Source organism: Geoalkalibacter ferrihydriticus DSM 17813, assembly GCF_000820505.1.
Lineage (GTDB): Bacteria > Desulfobacterota > Desulfuromonadia > Desulfuromonadales > Geoalkalibacteraceae > Geoalkalibacter > Geoalkalibacter ferrihydriticus.
This window is the reverse complement of record NZ_JWJD01000003.1, coordinates 443,602-458,103: the sequence shown is the minus strand read 5'-3', so window position 1 is coordinate 458,103 and position 14,502 is coordinate 443,602. Positions and strand designations below refer to the sequence as shown.

Genomic DNA, 14,502 nt, shown 5'->3' with positions numbered 1-14,502 from the left:
GAAAATATGCAGGTCATTTGCATTCGTTTTCGTTTCCTGGAGTTTCGTGAATGAAAAAAGGTTCCATCACTCGCCGCCTTGAAAATCTGATCTTTGGCGCGCGTATCTGGATTATCGCCTTCTTTGTCGTTCTCACCGTGCTCATGGCCTGGTCGGCGACCCACCTGCGCATTGATGCGGGGTTCGCCAAGCTGCTGCCACTCAAGCACGAGTACATGCAGACCTTTGTCGAATATGAGCGGGAATTCGGCGGCGCCAACCGGATTCTGATTGCCCTGATAGCCAAAGACGGCGACATCTTCACTCCGGAATTCTTTGGAACGCTTGAACAGGCCACCGCCGACGTTTTTTTCATCCCTGGTGTTGATCGCGCGCAGGTCTCTTCCATTTTCACACCCAACGTGCGCTTCACTGAGGTGGTGGAGGACGGTATTTCCGGCGGCAACGTCGTTCCCGCCGATTTTCAACCGACAACCGAAGGGCTTGAGCAGGTTCGCCAAAACATACTCAAAGCAGGCATTCTGGGACGCCTGGTGGCCGGCGATTTTTCCGGGGCGATCATCAGCGCACAGCTTCTCGATGTCGACCCCATTACCGGAGAGCGCCTTGATTATATTGCCGTGGGGCGCCTGCTCGAGGAGCAGATTCGCGCCCCCTACCAAAGTGACACCGTCGATGTCCACATCATCGGCTTTGCCAAGGTGGTCAGCGACATAGCAGAGGGTGCAACGCGCATCGTCCTGTTCTTTTTTGTGGCGTTAGCCATCACCTCGGTCCTGGTTTTTTTCTATACCCGCTCCTTCCGATTGACCCTGGTGCCGATCGGCTGTTCGCTGATTGCAGTCATCTGGCAGCTCGGGCTGCTTCCGCTACTCGGTTACGGAATCGATCCCATGGGGCTGCTCGTGCCCTTTCTCATCTTTGCCATCGCGGTAAGCCACGGCGTGCAGATGATCACCGCCAATACCGCTGCGCTTCGCACCGGCGCAAGCGCTATGGACGCCGCGCGCACCAGCTTTCGCCAGTTGGTCATTCCCGGAACCATCGCTCTGGTCAGTGATACCATCGGCTTTGTGACCATCAGCCTGATTGACGTGCAAGTGATTCAGGAGATGGCCGTGACCGCCAGTCTCGGGGTGGCGGTCATCATTCTGACCAATCTTTTGCTGCTGCCGGTGCTGCTGTCCTATGTCCATTTCGATGAGGGATACCATTCACGCGTCGCGGAGCAGACGCAAGATCTGCGGCCCTACTGGCATTTCTTTTCCAAAGCAACGCGCCGTAAGCCCGCCGCGGCAATCATCGGTGTATCGCTCGTTTTATTGGGCGTGGGGCTGTGGAAAGCGTCCGATATTCAGATTGGCGACATGCATAGCGGGGTTCCAGAGTTGCGACAGGACTCGCGTTACAATCAGGACAGCGAAGTGATCACCGAAAATTTCGCCATCGGTATCGATACCCTGTCGGTTATCACCGAAACGCGCTCCGAAGGCTGCATGGATTACGACATTATGACCAATATCGATTACTTTGCCTGGCACATGCAAAATGTCGAAGGAGTCCAGTCGGTGGTGAGCCTGCCGGGTGTTGCCAAGGTGATCAACGCCGGCTGGAACGAAGGCAGCCTCAAATGGCGGGTGTTGCCCCGCAACCCGACCACCATGGTGCAGGCGGTCGGCTACGTGCCGACCGCCACCGGGTTGCTCAATCCAAATTGCAGCGTCATGCCGGTCATGGTGTTTACCGAAGATCACAAAGCCGGCACCATTGAGCGCATCGTCTCCGAAGTCAAGGACTTCCGCGAAACCCTGGCCCATCCCGAAGTCAGCTATCGTCTGGCCACCGGCAACATCGGGGTGATGGCCGCCACCAACGAGTTGGTCGCCGCGGCGCAGTATCCCATTTTGCTGTGCGTGTTCTCAGCGGTCATTCTGTTGTGCTTCGTCCAGTTTCGCTCCTGGCGTGCCGTTCTGTGTATCATCCTGCCCCTGGCGCTGGTATCCATTCTTACCTATGCCCTGATGAGCCTTCTGGAAATTGGCCTCAAGGTTTCTACCCTTCCCGTGGTTGCTCTCGGCGTGGGTGTGGGGGTCGACTACGGCATCTATATTTTCAGCCGCCTGCGCAGTTATCTCGATGAAGGACGTTCCCTGGAAAATGCCTATCTGCACACCTTGGCGATCACCGGCAACGGCGTGGCTTTTACGGGCGTCACCCTGGCGATCGGGGTCGCCACCTGGATTTTTTCGCCGCTTAAATTCCAGGCGGATATGGGGATTCTTTTGACTTTTCTCTTTATCGTCAACATGCTCGGCGCCCTGTTCCTGCTTCCGGCTCTGGCAGCCTGGCTGCTGCCACACAGAGAGAAACCCTCAGGATGTTCCATTCCCAAGCATCGAGGGGATCAAGATGGCGCGAAAACTCGCCATCCGCCGTTAAATACGAAAGATTCCCCTCCACTCTGACCCGTCATATCAAACGGATATGCCAATTATGACGGCCGCCGCTGACGGCTTTCCTCGCCCCCCGCCCCACTCTCATTCGTTTTTTCTTTTTGTTTTCAAAGGGCTGCGCTTACAGCACCGGTCATACTCTGCCGGCACGTTCGTTGCGATTATTTTTTGAAAATATCCCCTCGGCAAAGCTTGGGAAAAGTTACAGGAACGTCAGGCAATAAGATCACATCGGGAAAAATGTCATGACAAACGACCCCAGGTCAGAGGCAAAACCTCGCTCAATATCTTTCTATATATTTTTAGGTGCGGCGTTTTTTGTTTTTGTCCAGTCGTTCCGGCTGCTGTCACCCATTCTGTTGTCGTTTCTGCTGATTATGCTGATTTCTCTAGCCGTGAATCCGGTCATATACTGGATGCGGGGGCTGTGGGGTGGGCGAAGAAGTGCGACGGGACTGATCGTGGTAATGCTCGTTGGGATTGTTGCCTTCACCGGCTGGGCGTTCTTCGGACCCATGAAGGACTCAGTGACGGAGCTTTCGGAACAGTTACCCGCATACTGGGAACGTCTCCAAAAACCCCTGATTAAAATGGAACAGCAGGCGGAGCTTTCCGAGAAAAAACTCCAGGCCGAAGTCATCAGTGAAAGGTCCTGGACCGAGGCGCAAGAAGGTGATCTTGAAGCTGCGCGACAGATCGCCGAAGCGCCACCGCCTGAACCGACAAAGGAGGCTGGATCGCTTCGTTCCAATTTGAGCGCAATGCTCCAGGGGGTGGTCGGCAGCTTCACGGCGGTTGCGGTCAACACGGCTCAGATCCTGGTTGTTTTGGTGACGGTTTTTTTCGGTGTGGCCTTTACACTGATGAATCCGCGGCCGATCTTTCGGGGCATTTTCTCCCTGGTGCCCGAGCGCCACCACGAACAGACCCTGCGCATCGTACAACGGATTGGAGAATTTGTGCCCAGGTGGGTCGGGATGACGTTGCTGGGAATGCTGACGGTCGGCCTGCTGGTTTTTATGCTCATGTGGCCGATTTTCGGATTCAAGGACGCGCTGGTTCTCGGGCTGATCGCGGGTCTTCTGGAAGCGGTTCCCCTTCTGGGGCCGATCCTCGCCGCCATACCGGCCATCCTGTTAGCTCTTGGCCAAGGGGGAATGACCCCATTGTGGGTCTTGCTCGCCTACCTCGTAGTCCAAGCCCTGGAGAACAATGTGATCACCCCGTTCATCATGGCGCAAGGCATGAAAATGCATCCCTTGGCGGTGATCTTTTCCATGCTTTTATGCGTGGCCGCCTTCGGAGTGCTGGGGGTTCTGGTCGCGACACCTCTGGTCGCCGTCGTGATTATCATTCACGACGAGCTGTATCGAAAGCGCTATCTGCCGTCGGTTACCGATGCTGACCTGGATTCGCTGGCGAAAGATGCATTGTCCGAAAAGTAGCCGGGCTGTTCGACTTGGTGCGGTATCGACCGCGAAATGAACTGAGGAGCATGTGATAACGACGAAAATATCGAAATATACGTCCCGCGCCCACCATGTGCTGCGGCCTGACCGGGAAACGGAGTTGCTGCGATCGGAGCTGTTCAGCCTTGAGCAACTCAAACGTCATGGTCAGACGCTGGCGCGCCGGCATCGCCTGGATCCGTCTCCGGGAGCGGATCGTTTGCTGCCACGGCTGGACGACAATGCCCGCGTTCTGATGGCGGCGCATGACGTCGTGATCGCCGCCACACCGGGGCAGCGGATCATACCGGCAGAAGCCTGGCTACTCGACAATTTTTATCTCATCGAACAACAGATCGGGCTGGCGCGTCGGCATCTGCCCCGTGGCTACAGCCGGCAGTTGCCGTGTTTGAAGGATGATCCGTCCGCCGGGTTCCCGCGCATCTACGACATCGCTTTACAGCTGATCTCGCACATGGATGGTCGCGTCGATCAAGACAACACCACCCAGCTCCTTAGTTCTTACCAACAGATTGAGCCTTTAAAAATCGGTGAATTGTGGGCGTTTCCGATCATGCTGCAACTGGCGTTGTTGGAAAATCTGAGCCGTGTCGGGCTGCGGATTGCCCATCGGCGGGAGGATCTCGATACGGCCATCACTTGGGCAGACCGCATGCTCGCAGCAGCTGAGAGGGATCCGAAACAGCTGATCCAACTGCTGGCCGAGTTTGCCAATGCCGATGTGCCGCTGACCGCGCCGTTTGTTGAGGAATTTTACTCCCGGCTCCAGGCCCAGGGGCCCGCGATGGCCTTCGTTCAAACCTGGGTTGAGCAGAAACTGCTTGAACAGGGCGTGACGGCTACCCAGCTGTCGGCGGCCGCCAGCCGCACCGCCGCTGCCAACCAGATCTCAATCGCCAACAGCATCGGCAGCCTGCGTTTCATCGACGCCATGGATTGGCGGGAGTTCGTCGAATCGCTCAGTGTCGTCGAACAGGCCCTGGGTGAGGATCCGTCAGGGCTGCACGCCGACCAGGACTTCGCCACCCGGGATCGCTACCGGCATGTGATCGAAGACCTGGCCCGGGACAGTACGTGCAGTGAGCTGGAGGTGACCCGCGCCGCCATCGGCCTGGCGCAGACGGCTGCCCAGAAGTCTAGCAGCAGCGACCGCACCGCGCATGTCGGCTACTACCTCATCGATCAGGGACGGCCGCTGCTGGAGCGTGCCGTCGGCTACCGGTTGTCGCTGAAATGCCGGGTCGGCCGGGCGGGCCGGCGGCGGTGCCTCCTGCTGTATCTCGGTCCCATCCTGATGCTCAGCCTGCTGTTGACCGCAGGCGTGTTCGCCGCGGTCGGATTCGATCCCGGGGACTGGCGGGTCTGGCTGTTGGCACCACCGCTGGTTATCGGAACGTCGGCTCTGGCCATTGCGCTGGTGAATCTGCTGGCGACCCTCGTTCTGCCGCCGCGCGTGTTGCCACGACTCGATTTTTCCAAAGGAATCCCCGACAACCATCGCACCATGGTGATTGTTCCCACTCTGCTGGCCAGACCACAGGACGTCGACGATCTGCTTGAAGCCCTGGAAATCCGCTATCTCGGCAATCGCGATGCCAATCTGTTTTTTGCCTTGTTGACCGATTTTCACGATGCTGCCGAGCAAACGCTGCCGCAAGACGCGGCTTTGCTTGCTTACGCGCGCAGCGCGGTTGAGGCGCTCAATGCAACCTACCGCGAGGATCGCCCAAACATCTTCTACCTGTTCCATCGGCCCCGACTGTGGAATTCGGTGGAACGGGTGTGGATGGGCTATGAGCGCAAGCGCGGCAAGCTGGAGCAGTTCAATGCCCGCCTCCGGGGCGAGGCGCACGACGCCTTCTCGGAGATCGTCGGCGACCCATCCATTCTGGGGTCGATCCAGTATGTCATCACCCTCGATACCGACACCCAGTTGCCGCGCGATGCGGCTCGCACCCTGGTCGGCAACCTGGCCCATCCTCTTAATCGACCGGATTACGATGCCGGCAAAGGCCGCATTGTCGAAGGCTTTGCAATCCTCCAACCGCGCGCTTCGATCAGCCTGACCAGTGCCGGCCAGTCGCGCTTCACCAAGCTGTTCGTGGGCGATGCGGGCATTGATCCCTATACCCGCGAGGTGTCGGATGTCTATCAGGATATTTTCGGCGAGGGCTCATTCATCGGCAAGGGCATCTACGATGTGGACGCCTTTCGGCAGGCCGTCGATGGGCGTTTTCCAGAGAATCTCATTCTCAGTCACGACCTGCTGGAAAGCGGCTATGCGCGCTCGGCACTGGTGACCGATGTCGACCTGATTGAAGAACATCCCGCCAGCTACACCATGGAGGCCAGCCGGCGCCACCGCTGGATCCGCGGCGACTGGCAGTTGGCGGGCTGGTTGCTGCCCCGTGTCCCAGGGCCGAGAGGGCCCCATGGCGCACCAGGGCAGCGGCAACCCAACCCCTTAAGTGCGCTGTCGGTGTGGAAGCTGTTCGACAACCTGCGCCGCAGCCTGGTCCCGCCGTCACTGCTGGCGGTGCTGATCGCGGGCTGGCTTGTGGGTCCGGGGCCGGCGTGGTTCTGGTCCCTGCTGGTGGTAACGCTGATCTGCTTGCCGACCCTGCTTGCCGCCGGCATCGAATTGCTCCGCAAGCCCCGGGACCGCTCCTGGCTGCTGCATCTGAATCTGACCGGCAGATCCGCGGGACGCCCGCTGCTGCTGGCTTTACTGAGCTTGATCCTGTTGCCCTACGATGCGCTGATTGCCCTCGATGCGATCGGGCGTTCGGGGGTGCGGATGCTATTCACGCGGCGCGGCTTGCTGCTCTGGCAACTGCCGTCTTATGCCCGCCGCAACAGGCGCCACACGCCGGCCGATTTTGTTGTTGAAATGTGGATCGGTCCGTTGCTTGCGGTGCTGCTGGGGATGGCGCTGGCCTGGCTTCTCCCGCCGGTGCAATGGCTGTTTGCGACGCCGGTTTTGTTGTTGTGGCTGGTCTCACCTCTGGTCGGATGGTGGCTCAGCCGGCCGCTGGTGGAGCCGGCGCCCGACCTGAGCGCGGCGCAGCGGACCTTCCTGCACGCCTCGGCCCGGCGAACCTGGCGCTATTTCGCGGACTTCGTCGGCCCCGAGGACAACTGGCTGCCCCCTGACAATGTCCAGGAATATCCTGCACAAGGCGTCGCCCGGCGAACCTCGCCCACCAACATCGGCATGGCGCTGCTGGCCAACCTGAGCGCCTGTGATTTTGGTTTTATCAGCGCCGGAGAATGCCTGCGCTTGACCGAAAACACCCTGGCGACCATGGAAAAGATGGAACGCTATCATGGCCATTTTTACAACTGGTACGACACACGCACCCTCGAGCCGTTGCGCCCGCAATACATTTCTTCGGTGGACAGCGGCAATCTGGTCGGCAGCCTGCTCACCCTGCAGGCGGGATTGGCCGAGTTGAAAGACCAGCCGGTGCTCTCCAACCAGGCCTTCGCGGGCTTACAGGACACCCTGGAGGTGCTTGCCGAGCATCTGCCCGCAGTGCCCGCCCCGGCCCTGGCGGAAAAGATCCACGCGCTTCAGAACAGACTCTCCGCCGGCACCCTGAACGGGCCGCCCCAGACCCTGGACGACGCCGAGCGTTTGCTGGATGAAATTCAGCGCCTGGGCGGGGAGTTGCTGGCCTGGTTGCCGGCGGATTTGGATCTTGATGGCGAACTCACCTCCTGGGCGCAGGCCTTCGATCGGCAAGTCCACGCCCTGCGCGATGAGCTGCGCTCACTGCTGCCTGAGTCGCAGCGGTTTGTTGGCATCCCGAAGCTCTCGGAACTGGCGACGGGTGGCCCGGCCGGCACGAGTACGCGGTCGCTGGCCGCAATCAAGCGGCTCAAAACCATCGACGATCTGATGCAGCGCTGCGGCGAACTGGCGGCGATGGAATTTAACTTTCTCTACAATAGCTCGCGGGGTCTGCTCTGCATCGGTTACGACGTCGGGGAACGCCGCCGCGATGCGGCCTGTTACGATCTGTTGGCCTCCGAAGCACGCCTGGCCAGTTTTCTGCTCATCGCCGAGGGGCAGGTTCCCCAGAAGCATTGGTTCTCCCTCGGTCGTCTGCTGACCAGTCATGGCGGCGACGTCAGTCTGATTTCCTGGAGCGGCTCGATGTTCGAGTACCTCATGCCCCAGTTGATCATGCCGAGCTACCCCAATACCTTGCTGGAGCAGACCTGCAAAGCCGCGGTGTCGCGTCAAATCGAATACGGCCGGCAACGCGCCGTGCCCTGGGGTATTTCCGAGTCGTGCTATAACCTCACCGATATGCACCAGATCTATCAATATCGCGCCTTTGGCGTGCCGGGGCTCGGTTTCAAGCGTGGGCTGGGCGAGGATCTGGTCATCGCGCCCTATGCCAGCGCGCTGGCGCTGATGGTGATGCCGCAGGCCGCCTGCCGCAACTTGCAGACGCTGGCGAGTCAGAATTTTCAGGGCGGCTATGGGTTCTACGAAGCAATCGATTACACCCCGTCGCGGGTGCCGCGGGGTAAAAATCACGTCGTTGTGCGCTCCTTCATGGCCCATCATCAGGGGATGAGCCTGCTGGCCTTTGCCCATGTCCTGCTTAACCAGCCGATGCAGCGCCGCTTCATGTCCGACCCCATATTAAAGGCGACCGAGTTGCTGCTGCAGGAACGGGTACCGAAAAAGGTGGCGACGGTGTACCCCCACGCGGCCGAAGTGAGCGCCGCCGCGCACCCTGTCGAAGAGACCGGCGAGATCATGCGCGTCTTTACCGACCTGAACACGCCGGCTCCGGAAATTCATCTGTTATCCAACGGCAACTACCACGTCATGGCGACCCATGCAGGCGGCGGCTACAGCCGCTGGCGCGACCTGGCCGTCACCCGCTGGCGCGAGGATGCCACCTGCGATGGTTGGGGATCCTTTATTTACCTGCGCGACTGCGACTCGGGGCGCTATTGGTCCACCGCTTATCAACCGACCCGGCGCAAAGCCGAGCATTATGAAGCGATCTTCGTCCAGGGGCGCGCTGAATACCGGCGGCACGACCAAGGGATTGATGCACACACCGAAATCAGTGTCTCCCCCGAGGACGATGTGGAAATTCGCCGGGTCACGCTCACCAACCAGTCGTCCCGGACCCGCCATATCGAGCTGACCAGTTACGCCGAGGTGGTGTTGGCTCCACTCAACGCCGACCTGGCCCATCGCTCGTTCAGCAACCTGTTCGTACAAACCGAAATCCTGCCCGAGCGCCAGGCAATCCTCTGCACGCGCCGCTGCCGCACCCCGGGAGAGAAGCCACCCTGGATGTTTCACCTGCTGGCCGCCCCGGGCGCGCTCAGCGACGAGCCCTCTTACGAGACGGATCGCGCCAAATTTATCGGACGCGGGCGAACCGCGGCTAACCCGGTGGCCGTCGACAGCCGTGATCACCGTTCGCGGTTGTCGAACACAGATGGTCCGGTGCTCGATCCCATTGTGGCGATTCGCCGCACCCTGACCCTGGGACCCGACGAATCCGCGACCGTGCAGATCATCTCCGGGGTCGCGGGCACCCGTGATGGCGCCCTGGCGTTGCTGGAAGAATATTGTGATCGGCACTTTGTTGAGCGTGCCTTTGAAATGGCCTGGTTCCAAAGCCAGGAGGTGCTGCGTCACCTGGGGATCACCGAGGCCGAGGCCCAGCGCTATGGCCGCTTGGCGACCTCGGTTGTCTTCAGCAATGCCTTGCGACGCGCCGCGCCGGACGTGATTGCCCGCAATCAACTGGGCCAGTCAGGACTCTGGCGTTTTGCCATTTCCGGTGACCTGCCGATCGTCCTGCTCACTATCGGCGATCTGAACCGGATCGAGCTGGTCAAACAGGTGCTGCATGCCCACGCCTATTGGCGAATGAAGGGGCTGGCTGCCGACCTGGTGATCGTCAATGAGGATTTTTCGGGCTACCGGGCGGAGTTGCAAGACCAGATTATGGGATTGATCAACACGGGCCCTGAAGCGCAGATGCTGAACCAACCGGGCGGGGTCTTCGTGCGGCGTGCCGAGGAACTCTCCGAGGACGAGCGGGTGTTGCTGCAGACGGTCGCCCGGGTGGTCTACAAAGACTCCGTCGCAACCCTGGTCGAGCAGGTGGAACGCCGGGTCTCGCCGGAGCGGGTGTCGGACGGTCTGGAGCCCGTACAGCAACCAGCGGCAGAGCCGGTCCAGCCCCTGTTGCCCCGCGAGCGCATTTTCTGTAACGGTCTCGGGGGGTTCACCCCCGATGGACGCGAATACGTCGTCACCCTCGAACCCGGTCAGAACACCCCGGCGCCTTGGGCCAATGTCATCGCCAGTCCGCATATCGGCACCGTGGTCAGCGAGAGCGGCAGCGCCTACACCTGGGTGGACAATGCCCACGAGTTCCGGCTGAGTACCTGGCACAACGACCCCCTGAGCGACAGCAGCGGCGAGGCCCTCTATATTCGCGACGAGGAGACGGGTGCCTTCTGGTCGCCGACGCCGCTCCCCGCCCCTGGGCGAAACGGCTATGTCTGCAGACACGGCTTTGGCTACAGCATATTCGAACACTTCGAGGCCGGCATCGTTTCGGAGCTGTGCACCTACGTCGCCATGGATGCGCCGGTGAAGTTCCTTGTGGTCAAACTGCGCAACCAATCGCGGCGCCCGCGAAGCTTGTCGCTGACCGGCTATTGGGAGCTGGTACTCGGTGAATGGCGACACGCCAATCTGATGCACATCGTGACCGAAACAGATCCGCATAGCGGGGCGCTGTTGGCTCGCAACGCCTATGGCCGCGAATGTGGCAATCGGGTCGTTTTTGCGCAGGTCAGTGAGCCGGAGCGCAGCGTGAGCGGCAGCCGCAGCGAATTGATCGGCCGCAACGGGTCGCTATCCAACCCGGCGGCGATGGGGCGTAAGCGTTTGTCGAACCGAACCGGCGCGGGGCTCGATCCTTGCGCCGCAGTGCAAACTCGGATTGAGCTGGCCGAAGGGCAAGAGCGCGAGATCGTGTTCATCTTTGGCGCCGCCGAAAATGCCGACCAGGCACGGCATCTGATTCAGCAGTTCGGCGGCACAGCCGGCGCCTGGCAGGCCCTGGAGGCGGTATGGGAACACTGGAGCCGCACCCTGGGCGCGGTGCAGGTCGAGACCCCCGACCCCGCGTTGGATGTGCTCGCCAACGGCTGGCTGGTATACCAGACCATTTCCTGCCGGCTCTGGGCACGCAGCGGCTATTACCAATCCGGCGGCGCTTACGGATTTCGCGATCAGCTGCAGGACACCATGGCACTGCTCCATACCACACCCTGGCTGGCCCGTGAGCAGTTGCTCCGCTGCGCCTCGCGGCAATTCCCCCAAGGCGACGTGCAGCACTGGTGGCACCCACCGGGCGGACAAGGGGTGCGCACCCATTTCTCCGATGACTATCTGTGGCTGCCCTATGCCACCTGTCGTTATGTGAAGACGACCGGCGATACCGGCATCCTCGACGAAGTGGTTCCGTTTCTTGAAGGGCGTCTGCTCAACCCCGAAGAAGAGGCCTACTATGATCAGCCGCAACGGTCGAGTGAAACGGCCAGCCTCTACGAACATTGCGTGCGTTCCATCAACCACGGCCTACGCTTTGGCGAGCATCAATTACCGCTGATGGGCTGCGGCGACTGGAATGACGGCATGAATATGGTCGGCCACGAGGGCAAGGGCGAAAGCGTGTGGCTGGCGTGGTTCCTGTACGAAAATCTGCGCCTGTTTGCCGATCTGGCGCGGGGCCGCAATGACATCGCTTTTGCCGACCTGTGCTGCGAGCAGGCAGAGCGGCTGCGCGGCAACATCGAGGCGCATGCCTGGGATGGTGCCTGGTATCGGCGTGCCTGGTTCGATGACGGCACTCCCCTGGGCTCCTCCGTCAACGACGAATGCCGGATCGATTCCATCAGCCAGAGCTGGGCGGTCATTTCCCAGGGCGGAGACCCCGGCCGCGCCCGTCAGGCGATGGATGCGCTTGACAAGCGGTTGGTGCGTCGGGATGCGCAGCTCATTCAACTGCTCACGCCGCCCTTTGATCAGTCCGAGCTTGAACCGGGCTACATCAAGGGCTATGTACCCGGCGTGCGCGAAAACGGCGGGCAATACACGCATGCCGCGATCTGGGCGACGATGGCGTTTGCCCTGCTGGGTGAGCGAGAACGCGCCTGGGAATTGTATGCCATGCTCAACCCCGTCAACCACGGCCACGAGCCGCAGGAAATTGCGCGCTATAAGGTCGAGCCGTACGTCATGTGCGCCGACATTTACGCGGTCCCCCCCCACACCGGTCGGGGCGGCTGGACCTGGTACACCGGGGCGGCGGGCTGGATGTACCAACTGACCGTCGAAACCCTGCTCGGCTTGCACCTGGAGGTGGACCAACTGCGTATTGCCCCCTGTATCCCGGTCCATTGGCCGGCGTACAAAGTCCGCTATCGCTATCGCGAGACGATGTACCATCTCACCATCAGAAACGTTGTTGAAGCGACGACGCCGGGGCAGCGCATCATCCTGGACGGGGTCGTCATCGAAGGGGAGACGATTCCGTTGGTAGATGACCGCCGAGACCATCAAATTGAGGTGGCCTTGGGCTAAGGACATAGAACCAAAAAATTCGCTTTGTCCGTCTCCCACCATATGTGACGGCTATGCCAAGTTTGACGGATTCCGCTGACGACTTTTCCCGCGCCACGCCCTCCTTCTTTTCAATTTTCCCTTTATAATCGGAATCTTATCCTGTCGCCTTGCGGCGGCACGTTCATGTAAACCGGGTCGGCCCTGCGCAACATCGCGTTACTTCACCGTTTTCGGATAAAAATAACCGCCTCAGAAGCCTTAGAGAGCGCTTTTTGATGGTAAAATGCCCCATCTAAGCTCGTTTTCCCGCAAAATAGACTCCCGGCCGGTATTTCGCACTTCCCGGTATCGGCCCTTGATCCCCAGATTGTCTTTTATCTTCGGAACAAACTCAGCACTGCCCACTGCCAAACCCTCGGACCAGCAACTGTCACGGCTCATCATCCCCTGTTCGATAGCATCCTTGATCCAGTCCTGCCGCGCTAGCCGGAGATCTCCCAGCGTTGACAGATCAAGCAGTGCAGCCAGGGTGCGATGGTCCACCAGCTGGTACCGCTGCCGGCCGTTTATTATTTCAGCATAACCACTCTCGGGCCAGAGGGCTGGATCTTTTACGACGCCAGCGCGGACCATGTTCAGGTCGATGTAAGTCAGGCAGCGGGCAAGGTGATGATCGGTGGAAACCGCAGTGGCATGATAACGGTCCTCCCAAAAGGCACCCTTTCGGGACTTTCTCTGATTGAATTCCTGGGCGACCCGCCAGGCAACCAGCTGCATGCTTTTGGCAATTTCTCCCCGTCCGTCATCCTGAATCAGTCAATGAACATGATTGGAAGTGACCACATAGTTGAGAATGCAGAGCCCATAGCGTTTTTTAGCCTCAAAAAGCCATCCGACCCAGTTCATGCAATCTCGAGCAAATTTGAGCAGGAATTCTTTTTTGTGACAGCGATGCGTGATGTGCCAGACGTGCCCTGGCAAAAAGTAGCGACAAGCGCGCGGCATTTTCCCCCTCCACCTAAACACTTCATTTCATAGGCAAAATGGGTCGTTTAAGACCCTGAACATGGCATCAAATCGATGCTTTTCTCCGTGGTTTCAAATATTTGGGCAGGTCCGACCCCGCACAACCCGCAGCTAAGCCCTGGCCGGCGAGTCACTGCGTTTCTTTTGACAGGCGCTTGCGATGCCTTTTCAGTTTAAGACCAAGCAACGAGATGATCTCCGTCGCGACCCGAATGACGGCTTCGTCGTTGAAACCCGCCTGGCTCAATTCGCGGTAAAAACTTTTTCCCACGATGCGCGCCAGGCGTTCAGGGCTCTGCACGATGTTTTCCAGCGATGGCGGCACCGTTGATCGCGCCTCCTGCAACAAGGCATGCTGGGCAAAGCGCGATTTGAGAATGTTCTGCAACTGCACGACCTGTATGGATTTGCCCACCACCAAAGCGATGCAGGTCAGGGTGTAGAGGTCTTTTTCCGTGTAGCTTCGCCCATCGACAGGCGTATTGATATTGATGACGCCCAGCACCTTGCCTCCGATAAAAATCGGCGCGGACAAAAAGCCCTTGCAGGTTTTTTGCGGCCAGCGAGCCTTGGAAGCAAAGGCAGATTGCTCTATATCCTCAACCAACAACGCCTCGCCCGTTGCGGCCACATGCCCGGCGATGCCTTCCTTATGACGCGCCGACTCGCTATGAGCCGCCTGCGGCAGATAGCCGTGGCTGGCAAAAATCTTCATACGCGGATTGCCGCGATCCATTTCCCGAAACAGCATAATCGAGCAGTTTTCCGACATCAGCAGATTGGCGGCCATGGCCGCCAACTCGTTGAGGCTGTCCTCCAGATCGGTTTGCTGCTCAAGAAAGGACGCCAACCCAATGAGTGAAACAAAAGAGATTTCCCTCGATTCCATAACGCCTCCCCGCTTGTTTTGCAGACCTCGGCTCGATAT

The 14,502-nt window shown here is 59.6% G+C and carries 4 protein-coding genes and 1 pseudogene; 3 read left to right on the top strand and 2 right to left on the bottom strand.

The window, feature by feature from the left end; translation table 11 throughout:
• Positions 1-50 precede the first annotated feature (50 nt).
• From GFER_RS11040 to GFER_RS11030, 3 genes are all read left to right on the top strand, one after another.
• Positions 51-2,465 carry an efflux RND transporter permease subunit gene (locus GFER_RS11040; RefSeq protein WP_074669526.1) on the top strand — a complete coding sequence of 805 codons (2,415 nt, stop codon included), beginning with the start codon at positions 51-53 and terminating at the stop codon, positions 2,463-2,465.
• Positions 2,466-2,698: 233 nt separating this feature from the next.
• Complete coding sequence (locus tag GFER_RS11035) at positions 2,699-3,898, top strand: AI-2E family transporter (RefSeq protein WP_040099432.1); 1,200 nt, start codon at positions 2,699-2,701, stop codon at positions 3,896-3,898.
• 124 nt (positions 3,899-4,022) lie between these two features.
• Entirely contained in the window at positions 4,023-12,566 is an 8,544-nt protein-coding gene (locus GFER_RS11030; protein ID WP_040099431.1) for a GH36-type glycosyl hydrolase domain-containing protein, read from the top strand.
• Positions 12,567-12,806: 240 nt separating this feature from the next.
• Here the strand turns inward: GFER_RS11030 and GFER_RS11025 are convergent.
• Both GFER_RS11025 and GFER_RS11020 read right to left on the bottom strand, forming a co-directional pair.
• Positions 12,807-13,553: pseudogene (locus GFER_RS11025) on the bottom strand (transposase).
• Between the two features lie 151 nt (positions 13,554-13,704).
• Entirely contained in the window at positions 13,705-14,463 is a 759-nt protein-coding gene (locus tag GFER_RS11020; RefSeq protein ID WP_040099430.1) for a GAF domain-containing protein, read from the bottom strand.
• Positions 14,464-14,502: the final 39 nt, after the last annotated feature.

What these genes read in the sequence shown, in the direction of transcription:
- GFER_RS11040 (WP_074669526.1), top strand. Translation starts at nt 51, where the DNA reads ATGAAAAAAGGTTCCATCACTCGCCGCCTTGAAAATCTGATCTTTGGC.
- GFER_RS11035 (WP_040099432.1), top strand. Translation starts at nt 2,699, where the DNA reads ATGACAAACGACCCCAGGTCAGAGGCAAAACCTCGCTCAATATCTTTC.
- GFER_RS11020 (WP_040099430.1), bottom strand. Translation starts at nt 14,463, where the DNA reads ATGGAATCGAGGGAAATCTCTTTTGTTTCACTCATTGGGTTGGCGTCC.